Raw genomic sequence first — 16,125 nt, 5'->3', positions numbered from 1 at the left:
CATCGGGTACTCCCCTCCGCGAATGTCCCCCGCCTTCGGCTCCTCCTTTATTTCGCTGCGGGGAGCACCCGATGCCCTGCACACGCTGGGCGCTGCGGTTGTTCCGCTCGATCAACCACTGCGCCGAACAACCTGCTTCAAACAAAGTTCTCTCCTCAGAATGAAAGTTGCGGCTTGTTCACCATCAGCCAGAACACGACGACCATGGTCGCAGACGTCATGAAATGGCCGATGCCTCGTCGATCACATCGGTCACCATGCCCCAGCGCGCGAACTCGGGCTCGAACTCCGGGAGCGTGAGCAAGCCGGCGCAGGCGTGCGCGCCGATGGGCAACGCGTCGCCTCGTGCGAGCCGGCGGGCCAGCAGGATGGCGGCCATGCAGGGAATTTCGGGGCCGTGGTTGTCGTCGGCAGCGATGTGCCAGGCGCGGCGCAGAGCGGCGCCTTGCCCGTCCGTGCCCTCGACGCGCACCACCATGCCGCCCAGCGCCGTGCCGAGCGCATCGAGCACCCCGCCTGCGGAATGCAGCAGCGGCGCAAGTTTTTGCGGCGCACGCAGCAAGCCCGCGCGGCGCATGAACGCCATGAAGGCAAAGGCATGCTGCGCAAGACCCACTTCGAGCGCGGCGCGGAACATGACCGACTGGACGCCGGCATAGCGCGCCGGAAAAAGTTCGAGATCGGGGATGTCGCACAAGGCGCCGCGGCGCGGCTTCATGCGCGCGAACCGCACGGTCGTCGGGTGGGCCCAGCCGGGCCGGCCGGTCCATCCGCCGTCACGCCAGACCTGGACCGGCTCGCCGCAGCAGGCGAGCACGCCGGCGAGCGTGGCAATGCCGCGCGGCGCGCCCTGTGCCGGCGCGATGCAGGTGTCGATGCTTCGGAGGCTTCTCCATCCGGCGGCGAGATGGTCCACCACCGCCGAGGAGAGCGCCGGCACGGTGCTGGCGCCGGCAACGGCGGTGCGGCCAGCACCGCGGAAGGCCGCGTCGAGCGCGGCGGGAAAGTCGCAGACGAAGCGCCGCCCGTCGGCCAGGTCGACGTAGTGCGCGCCGGCGGCCGCCACGGCGTGCGGCACGCGGTAGTCCTGGTTCTGGAACGGACCCGCGGTGTGAATGACCAGTTCGGCGCCGAGGCCACAAAGGCTTTCAACCAGGTCGCCAGACCGGATGTCGATGCGCACGCCGCGCGCTTCGCCGCCCAGCGACTGCGCAAGACGGGTAGCCCGCTGAAGATCGCGGCCGCCGATCATCAGTTCGATGGCTGCATCCGGTGCCAGCGCGCGGCAGATGCGCGCGCCGAAGTTGCCGTAGCCGCCGAGCACCAGGATCTTCATGAAACGCCCAGGCCCGCCACGTGTCCGCGCGTGAAGGCTTCCTCGAAGATCGAGTAGCCCGACCAGTCCGCATGCGCGAACGACAGGCGGCCCGCCGTAATGTGCCCGCGCTGCGCCGGGTCCGCCGTGCCGATTCGGGCCAGCAGCCCCGGGGTGGGAATGGCCATGGCATGGCCATAGCGCGTGATCTCGATGCGCGTGGCCAGCGCAGGCAGATCGGGATGCGGCACCGACAGCTCGGCAACCAGGTCGTCTCGCCAGCCGGTCCACGAACGCTCGAGCAGCAGGCGTCGGCCATCGGCCGCGTCGTAGCGGCTCGGGCCGAGCGGCCGGTACCAGCTGATGACGGTGCCGCGCGGCGTGGGGTCCAGCGTCTGGTGGCGTGCATCGACATACCCGAGGCCGCGGGTTCCGTAGACCACGTTGTCCCAGCTCGGCGCGGCGCCCGCACGATCGGCAAAGGGCCCGCGCAGATGCACGTTGGCGACCAGCCAGGGGGCGTAGCGCACATGCGCGGCGGCGTTCGCGAGCACCGCGGGGGGGTTCTCGACCACACGTGCCGCAATGAACACCGGGAGCGCGACGATGCAGCGCTCGGCCTGCCAGCGCACCACCGATTTCGACGCGGCATCCCAGGCATCGACCTCGACACCGCCACGCATCTCGGCGATGCGCGTGACGACCTGGCCCGTATGCAGCCGGTCGCCGAGCGGCGCGGCCAGGCGCTGGGTGAGCCAGCCGTTGCCTTCGGGCCAGGTGAGCACGCCGTCGCGCTCGGGGTTCGAGTCAACGCCGCTGCCCGATGAACCCGGCGCGTGAAATCCATGCCGGCTTGCAAAGTAGTGAATGCCGGCCCAGGCCGAGACCTGTTCGATGCCCGCGCCGTAGTCGTCGCGGCAGCAGTAGTCGAGGTACCACCGAAGCTGCGGGTCGCTGAAGCCTTCGCTGTCGAGCCAGCGCTCGAAGGGAAGGGCGTCGAGCGCGAGCAGCCCGGGCGTGGCGGCCACCTTGAGCGTGGGAATGGCGAAGTGCGCCGCATGCTGCAGCGCGTCGATGCGCTGCGCGAACTTGCGGTACTGGGCGTGCGTGCTGTCGCCCACGTCGTGCACGGGCAGCAGGCCGTCCTGCCACTCGCCGCGGAAGAACAGCCGCTCCTGCGGGCTGTGGCAAAGGTTGCGCTCGTCGTATTCCCACCGGCCCGCCACGCGGCGGCGCAGGCCCAGTTCTTCGAGCAGATCCTGCACTTCGCGCGCGTCGTCGCTGGGCACGGGCAGGTAGTGCGCACCGAGCGGGCAGGCAATGCCGTTGACGATGCCGCCGCGCGCATTGCCGCCGGGCGTGTCTTCCAGTTCGAGCAAGGCGAAGTCCTCGATGCCCGAAAGACGCAACGCGCGCGCGGCGGCAAGACCGGCGACGCCGCCTCCGGCAATCACCACGCGCGTGCGCTTCACGGTTGCGGGTGCCTGGCTCTTGAGCGCGCCGTCGCGCATCGCATGGCCGCGCGCCATGTCGATGCCGGTGAAGCCGCCCTCGATGGTTGGCGGCGCCTCGCAGCCGGCGAGCGCGAGGGTGCCCACCGCACCTGCCGCACCCACCACGCCGAGAAAATCGCGCCGCTGCATGCCGAAGCTAGTGCGTCATCACCTTGCCCCACTCCTGCTCATAAGTGGTGACGAGGGTCTGGTTCGAAAGGCGGTTGACCTCCGCCGGCACGCGCGCCATGTCGAGCGGGAAGTCGAACATCAGCGGAAGCGTCGAAGGCGAAAGGAAGCGCAGACCCGAGGGCAGCGCATCGGGCATGCGATAGGGCCGGCGGCTAGCGATGATGTAGCCCCACTCGCCGAAGCTCGGCACGTGCGCGTGGTACGGCGTTGCCCTGAGCCCGACGGATTCTATGGTCGTTGCCACGGTCCAGTAGCTCTTGCGCGCCACCAATGGCGAGGTGGTCTGGATCACCGCGTAGCCGCTCGCTGAAAGACGCTTCTCGAGCAGCGAATAGAAGCTGCTGGTGTAAAGCTTGCCGATGGCAAAGTTGGTGGGATCGGGAAAATCGACCACGATCACATCGAACATGTCACCAGGCTGCTGCAGCCACTGAAAGGCATCGGTATTGACGACCTGCACCTTCGGCGACGACAGCGAATGGCCGTTGAGCGCCGCCAGCGTTTCATGCTCGGTGAAGAGCTTCGTCATGTTCGGATCGAGTTCCACCAGCGTGATCGACTCGACCGAGGGATACTTGAGAATCTCGCGCACCGCCATGCCGTCGCCGCCGCCGAGCACCGCGACCTTCTTCGGCGCACCCTGTGCGGCCATCACCGGGTGGACCAGCGCCTCGTGGTAGCGGTATTCGTCGCGCTCGGCGAACTGCAGGTTGCCGTTCAGGAACAGGCGGTGGCCGAGCTGCCCGCGCGTGACCACGATGCGCTGATAGGGCGAGGTGGCGCTGAACACGATGCGGTCCTGGTAGAACTTGTCTTCGGCCAGCGTGGTGATGTGGTCGGCCCACACAAAAGCACCGAGCAGCGCGGCCAACGCAAGAAAGCATGCGAACGCATGGGCGCCGATGCGGCGCAGCTCATGCCGAAACAGCCACAGCGCCCACACGGCCACGGCCGCGTTCATGAAGCCGAACAAGAGGCCGGTGCGGATCATGCCGAGTTGCGGTACCAGGATGAGCGGAAAGGCCACCGACACCGCGAGCGCGCCAAGATAGTCGAAAGTGAGGACCTGCGACACCAGGTTCTTGAGCTGGATGTTGCGCTTGAGGATGCGCATCACCAGCGGAATCTCGAGCCCCACCAGCGTGCCGACCACCAGCACGAGACCATAGAGCAGCAGCCGGAACGCGCCGGGCACGTAGGCATTCGCGAGGAAAAGAATGGCCGGCAGGGCCCCGCCGACGAGCGCCACGAGCAGCTCGATGCGCAGGAAGTGCGCCGGCAGCTGGCGCTCGAAGTAGCGCGAGAGCCAGGAGCCCACGCCCATGGCGAACAGGTAGGTGCCGATGATGGTGCTGAACTGCAGCACCGAATCGCCGAGCAGGTAGGAGCTCAGCGCGGCCGCGGTCAGCTCGTAGACCAGGCCGCAGGCGGCCACCACGAACACGCTGGCGAGCAGCGCGATCTCGACGGGCTGCGGCCCGCGCGCATCGGCAGAACGCGCGGACACCGCCGCCTCCCCGCTCAATGGATCGCGGCTGCGACGATGACGCAGATGCCCAGGCTCATGGCGGCCACGACCAACCCGAGCGCCACGTTCTGCTTCTCGACGATCTCGCCCCACAGGTCATAAGGCGTGAGCTTGTCGATGATGAGGAAGCAGAGCCAGAAGATCAGCACGCCAAGCAGCGCATACACGAGCGATCCGAGGACCACGCCCGGTTTCAGCCATTCAAATCCCATGGGGACCTCCAGTCGTAGTAGCAGTATTAGATGACATCAATGCGAACCCGCCTGTTTTTCATTTGTGGCCGCCGCCGCTCGAGTAGCCGCCGTACGACCCGCCCGAGCTGCGCGATCCGCTGGACGAACCGCTGCAGGTGCTCAGGATGACCAGCAGCACGATGATGACGATCACGATGAAGATGACGGTGCCGCAGCCCAGCCCCGATGCGGCACTGACCGGCGACGCGTCGCCGCGCACGAACATGTCTTTCTTGTCGTCGAGCTTGAACGCCGCGGACACCACGCCGCTGTCGAGCTTGCTGCCCGAGGACCAGGTCAGCTCGTTGGCCGAGCGCTCCATCGAGAGCAGCGCATTGCCGTTGGCGAAGTCGCGGTTGAAGGTTTTCTGCCCGCGCTCCACCTGCCAATAGAACTCGCCCGCCACGTAGGTGGTCTCGGCGTTGTAGGCGTACTGCTGGGTGTAGCGCTTGCCGAGATAAGTGGCGCTGCTGCCGTTCTCGGCCATCACCGGCGCGCCGGTGGTCGGTTTGACCATGCTCCAGCCGTCTTCGGCATCGACCAAGAAGCTGAAGCCGCGCTTCTTGTTGTACAGCAGGTACTCGTTCCAGCCGAAGTGCTCGTCGTCGCCGGGCTCCGCGCCCATGCGATGCTGGAACCCCACCACCTGCCACTGCGCGCCCTGCAGCTGCCCCATGCTGCCGAGGGCGATGAGCGGGCGAACGGGTTCGTTCTGCTCCGCGTGCTTCAGCTCGCCGCCGATGCCGTGCGACAGGTCGATGATGCTGTTGCACGAGCCGCAGGTGATGCTCTTGCTGTCGGCCAGGTTGACCGTGACGGGCGCGCCGCAATGGGGGCAATTGAAGGCGCGGCCTTTTTCGTCCTTGGCGGATTCGTCGCGCAGGCCCGTGAGCTGCAGATCTTCCAGCTGCACGGAGCGGCCCAGGTACGCGCTGGGCGGCTCTGTACCGTAGTCGATGCTGAGCACCAGGCCCTTGTCGCTGCGCAGCTCGACCATGGGGAACGCGCGGCCCAGCTCCGGCAGGTGCGGCAGCTCGCCTTGGGCGGAGAGCAGCGCCACCTGTTCGTTCGACGAAACGGTGTAGCTCTGGCCGTTGAACGCGCTGGTGGCGCCCACGCGCAACTCGGTTGGCGGCGGCGCGGCGCGCTGCAGCTCGAAAGGCAGTGCGAAGACATAGGCGCCGTTGTCCTCGCTGAGGATGCCGGTGCGGTCGCCGTCGAGCGCGGCGATCCATTCGGTCCAGCGCCCGCCGGGGTTGCTGTATTGCAGCCGGCCGACGATGGTGAACGGCTGGTTCTGGATGCGGCCGGCGGCAAACAGCTGCAGCGGGCTGAAATCGTCGAACAGCTCCGCCATCTTGCCGATGCGCGCGAGCGTCTCGCCCTGTCGGACGACGGTGCTCTGGCAGTACGGGCAAACGGCGAAGGCCGATTGTGCGGACCTGAATTCGACCGGCGCGCCGCAGCCGGGGCACGGCGCACGGTAGGCGCGCTCGGCGCCTGGTTGCTCAGCCATCGCCGGTGCTTAGACCAGCTTCTTGAGCAGTTCCGCCTTCTTGGCGTCGAATTCTTCCTGCGTGAGGATGCCCTTGGTCTTGAGCTCGCCGAGCTTCTCGAGCGTGGTCATGACGTCGGCCGGGCTCACCACGGCCACGGCCGGCTGCTGCTGGGTCGCCGCGGCCTGGGCCGCCGCGCTCGGGCTCAGCCCTTGCGCGAGGTTCTGCGCCAGCACCTGGCCCAGCGCCACACCGGCCCCCAGCCCCATGGCATCGCCCGCGATGCCGCTGCCGCCGCCCGCGCCTTCGGCGAACTTGGGGATCGCCTGCGCCGTCTGGTACTGCATGAACTTGCCCATGTCGTTGCCGACCATGCCCATGCCGATCTTCTGGTCGAGGATCTTCTGCAGCTCTTCGGGCAGCGAGACGTTCTGGACCGTGATGTTCTCGAGCTTGATGCCGATCTTCTCGAACTCGGGCACCAGCTGCGCCGCAAGCGCCTGGGCGAACTGGATCTGGTTGGCCGCGAGGTCGAGGAAGGGCACGCCGCTGGAAGCGATGGCGTTGCTGATGTTCTGCAGCACCAGGCCGCGCAGCTGGCCGTCGAGGTCGGCCACGCTGTAGAGGTCGCGCGTACCGGAAATTTCGGTGTGGAAGCGCTTGGCATCGCCGATGCGGAAGCTGTAGTTGCCGAAGGCGCGCAGGCGCACGGCGCCAAAATCCTTGTCGCGGATGGTGATGGCCTGCGGCGTGCCCCACTTCTGGTCGACCTGCTGGCGCGTGCTGAAGAAGTAGACGTCGCTCTTGAACGGGGACTCGAACAGCTTGTCCCAGTTCTTCAGGTACGTGAGCACGGGCAGCGTCTGCGTCGTGAGCTTGTACATGCCGGGGCCGAACACGTCGGCCACCTGGCCTTCGTTGACGAACACCGCCACCTGCGACTCGCGCACGGTGAGCGAGGCGCCGTTCTGGATTTCCATCTCCGCCATCGGGAACCGCCAGGCCAGCGTACCGTCGCCAGTCTCGGTCCACTGGATGATGTCGATGAACTGTTTCTTGATGAAATCCATCAGGGCCATGGCCGCTCCTCGTCTATTTTTTTCCGGAACGTACATATTGCCACATCGTCTTGACGGGTCATCGTGCTTTTGGCAGGGCGGATCTCCGCCATGCGGCCTATGGCGCCGTTGGCCGAGGTCTACAATCGGCGCCCCCAGAAGAAGCGCCACCAGGAGCAACGGCCCATGTCCGATTCGACGACCTCATCGACCCCCACGCCCGAAGACAAGCGCGCCGAGTTGCGGCGCGCCGCCCTCGAGTACCACGAGCTTCCGGTGCCGGGCAAGATCGCCATCGCCGCCACCAAGCAGATGGTCAACCAGCGCGACCTGTCGCTGGCCTATTCGCCCGGCGTGGCCGCGCCCTGCGAGGAAATCGTCAAGGACCCGGCCAATGCCTTCAAGTACACGGCCCGCGGCAACCTGGTGGCGGTGATCACCAACGGCACCGCCGTGCTCGGCCTGGGCGACATCGGCCCGCTGGCCGCCAAGCCGGTGATGGAGGGCAAGGGCGTGCTGTTCAAGAAGTTCGCCGGCGTCGACGTGTTCGACATCGAGATCGACGAGAAAGACCCGGCCAAGCTGGTCGAGGTGATCGCCGCGCTGGAGCCGACCTTCGGCGCCATCAACCTCGAGGACATCAAGGCCCCCGACTGCTTCTACGTCGAGCGCGAGCTGCGCAAGCGCATGAAGATCCCGGTGTTCCACGACGACCAGCACGGCACGGCCATCACCGTGGCGGCCGCCATGCTCAATGGCCTCAAGGTGGCGGGCAAGGACATCGGCGAGGTCAAGCTGGTCACCTCGGGCGCGGGCGCCGCGGCGCTGGCCTGCCTGAACCTGCTGCTCAAGGTGGGCCTGAAGCGCGAAAACGTGTTCGTCACCGACCTGGCCGGCGTGGTCTACGAAGGCCGCGAAGAGCTGATGGACGACGACAAGCGCCAGTACATGCAAAAAACCGACATGCGCAAGCTGTCGGAGGTGATCGTGGGTGCCGACGTGTTCCTCGGCCTGTCGGCGGGCGGCGTGCTCAAGCCCGAGATGGTGGCGAAGATGGCGGCCAAGCCGGTGATCTTCGCGCTGGCCAATCCGAACCCGGAGATCGCGCCCGAAGACGCCCATGCGGTGCGCCCCGACGTGATCATGGCCACGGGCCGCACCGACTACCCGAACCAGGTCAACAACGTCCTGTGCTTCCCGTACATCTTCCGCGGCGCGCTCGATTCGGGTGCCACCACGATCACCGACGAGATGGAAATTGCCGCGGTGCGCGCGATTGCCGATCTTGCCCAGGCCGAGCAGAGCGAGCGCGTTGCTGCCGCCTACGTCGGCGAAAAGCTGTCTTTCGGGCCCGAATACCTGATTCCGAAGCCCTTCGATCCGCGTTTGATGATGAAGATCGCGCCCGCGGTGGCCAAGGCCGCCGAGGAAAGCGGTGTGGCCTCGCGCCCCATCAAGGACATGGACGCCTACCGCGACCGACTGCAGAGCTTCGTCTACGCCTCGGGCACCACGATGAAGCCGATCTTCGACGCCGCCAAGCGGGCGCAGAAGAAGCGCGTGGCCTACTGCGAGGGTGAAGAAGAACGCGTGCTGCGCGCCGCCCAGATCGTGGTCGACGAAGGCATTGCCCGCCCGACGCTGATCGGCCGCCCGGCCATCATTGCCCAGCGCATCGAGAAATTCGGCCTGCGGCTGAAGGAAGAGCTCGACTACGACATCGTCAACGTCGAGCAGGACCACCGCTACCGCGACTTCTGGCAGACCTACCACCGCATGACGGAGCGCAAGGGCCAGACGGTGCAGACCGCCAAGATCGAGATGCGCCGCCGCCTGACGCTGATCGGCGCCATGCTGCTGCACAAGGACGAAGTCGACGGCATGATCTGCGGCACCTGGGGCACCACGCTGATCCACCTGCACTACATCGACCAGGTCATCGGCAAGCGCCCCGGCGGCTGCGAGAGCACCCCGCAGGACGTGCCGGTGTACGCCTGCATGAACGGCCTTTTGCTGCCCGATCGCCAGGTGTTCCTGGTCGACACGCACGTCAATTACGACCCCTCGCCCGAGGAACTGGCCGAAATCACGACCATGGCGGCTGAGGAAATGATGCGCTTCGGCCTCAAGCCCAAGGCCGCGCTGCTGTCGCACTCCAACTTCGGCACCAGCAACGAGCCCAGCGCGATCAAGATGCGCAAGACGCTGGACCTGTTGCGCGTGCAGGCGCCCTGGCTCGAGGTGGACGGCGAAATGCACGGCGACGTGGCGCTCGACAGCAAGCAGCGGGCCATCGTCATGCCGCACAGCGCACTCGCGGGCAATGCCAATCTGCTGGTATTCCCGAACATCGACGCCGCCAATATTTCCTACAACCTGCTCAAAACTGCGGCAGGCGGAAATATCGCGATCGGTCCGGTGCTGCTCGGCGCGGCCAAACCTGTGCATATTCTCACGGCCAGCGCAACTGTTCGGCGCATCGTGAACATGACGGCCTTGACGGTCGCTGACGCAAACGCTGAGCGATAAGCCATTTCTGGAGAGTGGCCGCCCACTTTAGGCGCCACTCCTCGTCCCTCGCACTGCTCAAACTTTGGGCAGTCGCTTGCTATTTTCGTCAGCGTGGTGCACACTCGCGGGCTTGAATTTGCGGGTTAACCCCAGGGTTGATCGCCAATTCGGAACCCCGCTCTTTTCTTGTGGTGCCCCATGGCGGCTTACGCCTCGATCACGTCCTCAGTCACTAAGTTTGCGCTCACCGGCTTTTTGCTGGCGGCGTTGGCGACCGGGGCCGAGGCCCGCCGCGATTGGTTTGGCACCGGAAAGCCCGCCCAGGATTCGATTGCACTGGCCGAACTGCCGGCTCAGGGCCAGCGAACCTACGAAGCCATTCTGAGTGGCGGCCCCTTCCCATATGAAAAGGACGGCACGGTATTTGGCAATCGCGAGCGTCTCCTGCCGCCAGCGCGGCGCGGTCATTACCGCGAGTACACGGTGGCAACGCCCGGCTCGCGCGATCGCGGGGCGCGTCGCATTGTCTGCGGCGGTGAACAGCGCACGACACCCGAGGCCTGCTGGTACACGGCAGACCACTACGCGAGTTTCAGACGGATTGCACCATGAGCGATGACAACGACTTGAGCGGCGCCCCGAAGCGCCCCGAAGAAATGATGATGACTATGGAAAGACCAGCGGAGATGACACTATCCCTTCGTGCCGTACGCCCGAACATCGTGCAGTCGATTCGTGCGTTCCGCGTGAACGACCTGCAGGAAGCCGCGAACGCCGCGGGCCAGCATTTCCTGTACGCCAACCTGGGCAACGCCCAGACCAAGCAGGACGTTCTCGACCTGATTGCCCAGCAGTTCACCTTTCCGGCGCACTTCGGCAAGAATTTTGACGCGTTGTACGACTGCATGACCGACCCGTTGCATAAATCGGGCCCGCAGCCCGGCTTTGTGATCGTGCTCGAGCAGATCCCGGCCAACGCCAAGTTCGACAAGGAAGCGCGCGAGCAGCTGCTCGACATCTTCCGGGACGCCTCCGACTACTGGGGAGACCGGAAAGTCCCGTTCCGGTGCTTCTATTCTTTTCTGTAGCCCGTTCTGCACACACCAGCCAAGCAGAACGGGCGAACGAGGCTCAGCCGAACGGCGCAGCACTCGATGGCATTGAAATCAACGGCAACCCGGCCGCGGCGGCAGCCGGCACGGAGCCGGAAGGCGAAAAAATGCCGACCGACAAACTGGTCGACGTCTCGCCGCTCGCGTTGCGCATGAGCAGCCCCTTCAACGCGGGCTACTGGCTCGCCGCAGCCTGAATAAGCCCACCCCCGAAGCGGCTCACTTCGTGTAGCCGCCTCCCCCTCGAGGGGGCAACACCTGCGGCCCGGCGAAGCCGGTTCCGCGGTGTTCACGAACAAGAGCCCGCCTTTGCCAAGGCGGGCTTTTTCATGGGCGCGGGGGAACGGCTTGCGCGAGCGCCACGTATTCGGCCACGGGCACCTCTTCGGCGCGGCGCTGGGCATCGAACCGGCCCTCGAAGCCATGCTCGTCCAGCCATTTGCCCAGGGTGTGCCGCATGATCTTGCGGCGCTGGCTGAAGGCGACCTGCACGATTTCGCCGAGGCGGGCAGCATCGACGGCCGGCGGCTCGGCCAGCGGCACCATCCGGACCACGGCGCTGTCGACACGCGGCGGAGGGTCGAAGCTCTCGGGCGGCACGAACAGCACGTTTTCCATCTCGTAGCGCCACTGCAGCATCACGCTCAAGCGGCTGTAGTCGGACGTGGCGGGCCGGGCGACCATGCGGTCGATCACCTCCTTCTGCAACATGAAATGCTGGTCGGCAATCAGATGCGCAAAGCCCAGCAGATGGAACAGGATGGGTGTGGAGATGTTGTAGGGCAGGTTGCCGACCACCCGCAGCGGGGCCGCAAACCTGGCGGCGAGCTCGGCGAAATCGACCTTGAGCACGTCGGACTCGATGACGTCGAGCTGCGGATGATCGCGCAGCCGCTTGGCCAGGTCGCGGTCGAGCTCGATGACCGTCAGGCGTCCGAGCCGCTCCACCAGAGGCTGCGTGAGCGCCGCCAGCCCGGGACCGATCTCGACCATGGCATCGCCAGGTTGCGGCGCGATCTCGTGCACGATCGCATCGATGATGCCCCCGTCGGACAGGAAGTGCTGCCCGAAGCGTTTCCTGGCGATATGAGCCATCAGGACTGGGGCGGCTCGCGGTACTCGACGTAGGCGCGCGCGCGCACTTCCTGCGCCCAGGTGGTGAAGGCCTCGTCGACCCGCTGCTCGCGCAGCACGGCGCGCGCGGCTTCGCGCTGCTCGGCCTGGGTGAGCTTGGATTCGCGCCGGCCGACCACCTGGATCAGGTGGACGCCGAAGCGCGACACCACGGGATCGCTGATCTGGCCCGGTGCGAGCCGGTCCATGGCTTCCTCGAACTCGGGCACGAACTGGCCCGGGCGCGACCAGCCCAGGTCGCCGCCTTCCTTGGCGCTCGCGTCTTGCGAGTTGTCGCGCGCCAGGCCGGCGAAATCGGCCGTGCCGGCCTGCACGCGGCGCTTGAATTCGGCGAGCTGCGCCACGGCCTGCGCCGTGGTGCGCTTGGGGTCGTTGAGCAGCAGGATGTGGCGCACCTGCGTCTGGGTGACGGTGGCGTCCACGGCGCCGAGCTGGGCCTTGGCCAGAACCTTGAGCACGTGGAAGCCGGCGCCCGAGCGGATCGGCCCCGCAATGCCGTTGACCGCCGTCGACTGCGTGGCTTCGACGAACAGCGTCGGATAGCGGTCGGCGCTGCGCATGCCGATTGCGCCGCCATTGGCGCGGTCGGGCGAGTCGGAGTTTTCCTGCACCAGCTTGGCAAAGTCTTCGCCGGAGCGGGCGCGCTGCGCCAGGCCTTGAGCGCGCTGCTGCAAGGTGGCGACCTGCGCGGGGGTTGCGTTCTCGGGCACGGCGACCAGCAGCTGCGCGAGGTTGATGTTCTGCAGCGCCGCATCCTTGGTGGGAGCGCTTCGCTGGTCGCGCAGGTATTCGTCGGCTTCGGAGTCGCTGATCTTGACCTTCGATTCGACCTCGCGGTCGCGCAGGCGCGTGAGCAGCAGCTGGTCGCGCAGGTCGTTGCGGAATTCGCGCGGCGAGATGCCTTCGGCCACCACGCGGCGGCGCAGTTCCTCGACGGTGACCTGGTTCTGCCGCGCCACGGTCTGCTCGGCCTGGTCGATGGCCACGTCGTCCACCTTGATGCCGTTTTCCTTGGCCAGCTGGAGCTGGGCGCGCTCCGAGATCAGGCGCTCGAGCACCAGGCGGGTGAGCTCGGCGCGGGGAACGCGCTCGGCCTCCGCGTTTTCGCGGATCAGCCGCGTGACGCGCGACTGCACTTCGGTGTTGGTGATGGGTTCGGAGTTGACCAGCGCGACGATGTACTCGGCCGAGCGCTGCACCGGCGCGGCGGATGGCGCGGGGCGTGCAACCGGGGCCGCAAGGCGCGGGCCGGCGCGCATGATGTCCGTGATGCCGCTGCCGCCACCGGGACGCAGGCCCTGGGCACCGGACGTTGCGGCCAGCGCCGCAAGGCAGCTCGAGGTAAGGATGGAACGGATGTGTTTCATGGCGTTGCTCAATCGTCTCAGTCGTAATTGGTGAAGCGGCTCGGCCCTTCGGTGGGCTGGCGAAGGGGCTGGTAGCGCTGGATGTTTGTTCGCAAGGTCTGCATGGGGCTCGACCCGATGCTGGAAAACCCGACGAATTCGAGCTGGAACATGATGCGCGTGTTGGCCGTCAGTGTGCCGGTCGTGATGCGCTGCAGCACCACGCGTCCGATCCAGCAGCAGCCGTCGTACTCGAAGCCGAGCACGCCGTCCGTGAGTTTCTTGTCCTGCAGGCTGTAGTTGAGCCGGCCGACCGCATACCACCGTCCGCCGCCCTGGCCCTTGCCCGGGCCCAGGTCCTTGCCCTTGTCGCCCCAGAGGTCGTTGAGCGGCCACTGCCAGCCCACGTCGAAGGACTTGTTGCCGTCGGTGGCGGTGGGCGTGGTGGGCGCCTGGTAGCGGAACGCCGCGCTCAGGTTGTGGTACGGCTCGGGGTTGTAGCGCGCGGTGATCGCCGAGCGCTCCGACTTGCGCGTGTCGGGGTTGTACTGGACCACGGTGTCCAGGCTCCACTTGGGCGTCCAGTTGATCTGCGCGCCCAGCAGCAGGTCGCTCGCACGGTCGGTCACCGGGGTGCCGCCCGGCAGCGTGACCTTCTGGTCGCTGAAGCGCAGCCGCTGCGCGATGCCGAAGCGCGCGGCCTCGACGCCGGTTTCGGGGTCGATCAGGCGCGAGGTCACGCCCAGCGTGAGCGTGTTGGTGTCGGAGATGCGGTCGTTGCCCGAGAAGGCGTTCTCGGTGTAGATGGTCGCAAAGCTGAAGTCGTTGGCCGCCGAATCGTAGTTCGGCAGCATGCTCTGGTTGCGGTACGGCGTATAGACGTAGTACGCACGCGGCTCCAGCGTCTGGCGGAAGGCGCGCCCGAAGTAGCTCGCGTCGCGCTCGAAGATCAGGCCGCTATCGAGGCTGAAGGTGGGCACCGTCCGGTTGCTCGAGGTCGGGAAGAAGTACAGCGAGTTCGGGTTGTAGGGCACGCCGTTGACGTACTGGATCCCGTTGACCGTGAGCTTCGGAACGTCCGACTGCGGCAGGTAGTAGTTGTACGAAGCCGTGTTCAGCTGCAGCTTGGGAATGACGAAGGAACTCGGCGTGATGAACGGCCGGCTGATCGTGGCAATCGCCAAGGCGCGGTCGCCATCGGGCTGCGACTGCTGGTTGATGTCGAAACCCGGCTGGCCGGCCAGGATGGAGTTGACGCGAAAGCGCGTGTAGTCGAGGTTCAGCGAAACGTCGAAGCCGTGCCAGTCGTACTTGTTGTAGTTGGCCGTGATCTGCGGCATCCGGTCATAGGACGGCACGATCGGCGACAGGCTGTATTGCAGCGTCTGGTAGCGCAGCGCACGAATCCCGCCGCTCCAGTCGCCCTTGCTCCAGTTGAGCGACGCGTCGTTCGACAGCTGGCGCTGTGCCAGCGTGGGCGTGCGCGTGAAGTCGCGCCAGTAGTCGTTGTCGCTGACCCGGTTGATGTTGATATTGGCCGACAGCGAATCGAGCCCGAGCGCCTTGGCGTTGAAATCCTGGTGGTGATTGGCCCAGATGCCCCAGCGCTTGGTGCTGGGCGGCGCTCCAAAGGTCAGGTCCGAGGCCTGGATTTCTCCGTTGGCCAGCTGCTGCAGTTGCGCGCTGCGCGTTTCGTTGTAGCGCTGCCCCACCAGGCGGTCGCTGCCCATCAGATCCAGTCGGATGGTGCCGCTGTATTCTTTTTCGAGGTAGCGGAATTCCGAGCCCAGGTTGAGGCCCCGCTTGCTCATCAGCGTGGGCGTGAACGTGGCGTCGCGGTTGGGTGCGATGTTCCAGTAGTACGGCTGCGAGATCTCGATGCCGTTGGTGTTGTCGACGCCGATCGTGGGCGGCAGCAGGCCGCTCTTGCGCTGGTTCGACAGCGGAAAGCTCACGCTCGGAAGCGGCGGCGTGCTGATGCCCATGAAACTCAGCCGCGCATCGGTGGCCACGCCGACGTTTTCCTCGGTGTCGGTGGTCATCGTGGCCGCGGTCAGCAGCCAGGCCGGCATCCAGCCCGGGAAATCTTCGCGGCGGCAGGTGGTATAGGTAGCGCTGCGGGCCACCGACACGTTGCTGTCGACGAAATCGATGCGCTGCGCCTCGCCGTGCCCGCCGTTGGCAAGGAAGGAGTAGCGCACGTTGTTGAAAAAGCCCTCGAAGGTCTCGAGCTTGAGCTCGAGCTCCGGGCCTTCGTACACATTGCCGGCCTGGTTGACCCGCACGTTGCCGCGCGCCTTGGCGCGGTCGTCGGGCTGGTAGTACTCGAGCCGGTCGGCGGTGATGGCCACCTCGCCGCGCCGCAGCGTCGCATGGCCTTCGACCACGGTTTCGAGGTCCTGGCGGCCCGACAGCCGGTCGCCGGTGATGAGGCTCGGCAGCTGGCTGCGTTCATTCGGCGGCAGCGTTTCGGTCAGTTGCGGCGTGCGCTTGAGCGTGAGCGGACCGTCGAGGCCGCCCGCCGGTTGCGCGGACGCGCCGTGCGCATGCAGCAGCGCCAGCGACAACACGGCCAATGGCAGGGGCGGGCCGGAACGCCGCAGGGCAACGCGTCGGCTCATCAAGCCACCCGCCAGGTCGTTCCGGAGAAGGCCCGCAGTCTCCCCTGGGAGGGCTGCGAGTGCACAAGGTGCCAAGCGTGGAGGCT

The 16,125-nt window shown here is 66.5% G+C and carries 12 protein-coding genes; 3 read left to right on the top strand and 9 right to left on the bottom strand.

Annotated features, from left to right (window positions below; translation table 11 throughout):
- Positions 1 to 217 precede the first annotated feature (217 nt).
- Genes ACAM55_RS24625 through ACAM55_RS24600 form a run of 6 tightly spaced genes read right to left on the bottom strand, consistent with a single transcriptional unit; the run spans position 218 to position 7,336 of the window.
- Entirely contained in the window at positions 218 to 1,336 is a 1,119-nt protein-coding gene (locus tag ACAM55_RS24625) for a saccharopine dehydrogenase family protein (protein WP_369654033.1), read from the bottom strand.
- Complete coding sequence (locus tag ACAM55_RS24620; protein ID WP_369654032.1) at positions 1,333 to 2,958, bottom strand: FAD-dependent oxidoreductase; 1,626 nt, start codon at positions 2,956 to 2,958, stop codon at positions 1,333 to 1,335. The genes ACAM55_RS24625 and ACAM55_RS24620 overlap by 4 nt, the downstream gene beginning before the upstream one ends.
- A 7-nt stretch (positions 2,959 to 2,965) precedes the next feature.
- Positions 2,966 to 4,507, bottom strand: coding sequence for a polyamine aminopropyltransferase (locus ACAM55_RS24615; RefSeq protein WP_369654031.1), 1,542 nt, complete (start codon positions 4,505 to 4,507; stop codon positions 2,966 to 2,968).
- Between the two features lie 14 nt (positions 4,508 to 4,521).
- Positions 4,522 to 4,740, bottom strand: a complete 219-nt coding sequence (locus ACAM55_RS24610) for a DUF350 domain-containing protein (protein ID WP_015868006.1) — start codon at positions 4,738 to 4,740, stop codon at positions 4,522 to 4,524.
- Between the two features lie 58 nt (positions 4,741 to 4,798).
- Entirely contained in the window at positions 4,799 to 6,277 is a 1,479-nt protein-coding gene (locus ACAM55_RS24605; RefSeq protein ID WP_369654030.1) for a DUF4178 domain-containing protein, read from the bottom strand.
- Positions 6,278 to 6,286: 9 nt separating this feature from the next.
- The gene (locus ACAM55_RS24600; protein ID WP_369654029.1) at positions 6,287 to 7,336 is read right to left on the bottom strand and encodes an SPFH domain-containing protein; all 1,050 of its coding nucleotides are present in this window, start codon (positions 7,334 to 7,336) and stop codon (positions 6,287 to 6,289) included.
- A gap of 165 nt (positions 7,337 to 7,501) precedes the next feature.
- Between ACAM55_RS24600 and ACAM55_RS24595 the strand changes: the two genes are divergently transcribed.
- The 3 genes from ACAM55_RS24595 to ACAM55_RS24585 all read left to right on the top strand — a co-directional run bounded on the left by ACAM55_RS24595 (position 7,502) and on the right by ACAM55_RS24585 (position 10,914).
- Complete coding sequence (locus tag ACAM55_RS24595; protein ID WP_369654028.1) at positions 7,502 to 9,844, top strand: NADP-dependent malic enzyme; 2,343 nt, start codon at positions 7,502 to 7,504, stop codon at positions 9,842 to 9,844.
- A gap of 180 nt (positions 9,845 to 10,024) precedes the next feature.
- On the top strand, positions 10,025 to 10,438 hold the full coding sequence (locus tag ACAM55_RS24590) for a ribonuclease domain-containing protein (RefSeq protein ID WP_369654027.1): 414 nt from the start codon (positions 10,025 to 10,027) through the stop codon (positions 10,436 to 10,438).
- Between the two features lie 50 nt (positions 10,439 to 10,488).
- Entirely contained in the window at positions 10,489 to 10,914 is a 426-nt protein-coding gene (locus ACAM55_RS24585; protein ID WP_086012221.1) for a barstar family protein, read from the top strand.
- A 351-nt stretch (positions 10,915 to 11,265) separates the two neighbouring features.
- On the opposite strand, the gene rsmA is transcribed toward ACAM55_RS24585, so the two are convergent.
- Genes rsmA through ACAM55_RS24570 form a run of 3 tightly spaced genes read right to left on the bottom strand, consistent with a single transcriptional unit; the run spans position 11,266 to position 16,039 of the window.
- Entirely contained in the window at positions 11,266 to 12,033 is a 768-nt protein-coding gene (rsmA, locus tag ACAM55_RS24580) for a 16S rRNA (adenine(1518)-N(6)/adenine(1519)-N(6))-dimethyltransferase RsmA (RefSeq protein ID WP_369654026.1), read from the bottom strand.
- Positions 12,033 to 13,439, bottom strand: coding sequence for a peptidylprolyl isomerase (locus ACAM55_RS24575; protein WP_369654025.1), 1,407 nt, complete (start codon positions 13,437 to 13,439; stop codon positions 12,033 to 12,035). The genes rsmA and ACAM55_RS24575 overlap by 1 nt, the downstream gene beginning before the upstream one ends.
- Before the next feature lie 17 nt (positions 13,440 to 13,456).
- Entirely contained in the window at positions 13,457 to 16,039 is a 2,583-nt protein-coding gene (locus tag ACAM55_RS24570; RefSeq protein WP_369654024.1) for an LPS-assembly protein LptD, read from the bottom strand.
- Positions 16,040 to 16,125: the final 86 nt, after the last annotated feature.

This window comes from Variovorax sp. V213, from assembly GCF_041154455.1.
GTDB lineage: Bacteria > Pseudomonadota > Gammaproteobacteria > Burkholderiales > Burkholderiaceae_C > Variovorax.
The sequence above is the reverse complement of the archived record's forward strand: the minus strand, read 5'-3'. Positions and strand labels throughout refer to the sequence as shown.

What these genes read in the sequence shown, in the direction of transcription:
- ACAM55_RS24570 (WP_369654024.1), bottom strand. Translation starts at nt 16,039, where the DNA reads ATGAGCCGACGCGTTGCCCTGCGGCGTTCCGGCCCGCCCCTGCCATTG.
- ACAM55_RS24620 (WP_369654032.1), bottom strand. Translation starts at nt 2,958, where the DNA reads ATGCAGCGGCGCGATTTTCTCGGCGTGGTGGGTGCGGCAGGTGCGGTG.
- ACAM55_RS24600 (WP_369654029.1), bottom strand. Translation starts at nt 7,336, where the DNA reads ATGGCCCTGATGGATTTCATCAAGAAACAGTTCATCGACATCATCCAG.
- rsmA (WP_369654026.1), bottom strand. Translation starts at nt 12,033, where the DNA reads ATGGCTCATATCGCCAGGAAACGCTTCGGGCAGCACTTCCTGTCCGAC.
- ACAM55_RS24595 (WP_369654028.1), top strand. Translation starts at nt 7,502, where the DNA reads ATGTCCGATTCGACGACCTCATCGACCCCCACGCCCGAAGACAAGCGC.
- ACAM55_RS24590 (WP_369654027.1), top strand. Translation starts at nt 10,025, where the DNA reads ATGGCGGCTTACGCCTCGATCACGTCCTCAGTCACTAAGTTTGCGCTC.
- ACAM55_RS24585 (WP_086012221.1), top strand. Translation starts at nt 10,489, where the DNA reads ATGACTATGGAAAGACCAGCGGAGATGACACTATCCCTTCGTGCCGTA.
- ACAM55_RS24625 (WP_369654033.1), bottom strand. Translation starts at nt 1,336, where the DNA reads ATGAAGATCCTGGTGCTCGGCGGCTACGGCAACTTCGGCGCGCGCATC.
- ACAM55_RS24575 (WP_369654025.1), bottom strand. Translation starts at nt 13,439, where the DNA reads ATGAAACACATCCGTTCCATCCTTACCTCGAGCTGCCTTGCGGCGCTG.
- ACAM55_RS24605 (WP_369654030.1), bottom strand. Translation starts at nt 6,277, where the DNA reads ATGGCTGAGCAACCAGGCGCCGAGCGCGCCTACCGTGCGCCGTGCCCC.
- ACAM55_RS24610 (WP_015868006.1), bottom strand. Translation starts at nt 4,740, where the DNA reads ATGGGATTTGAATGGCTGAAACCGGGCGTGGTCCTCGGATCGCTCGTG.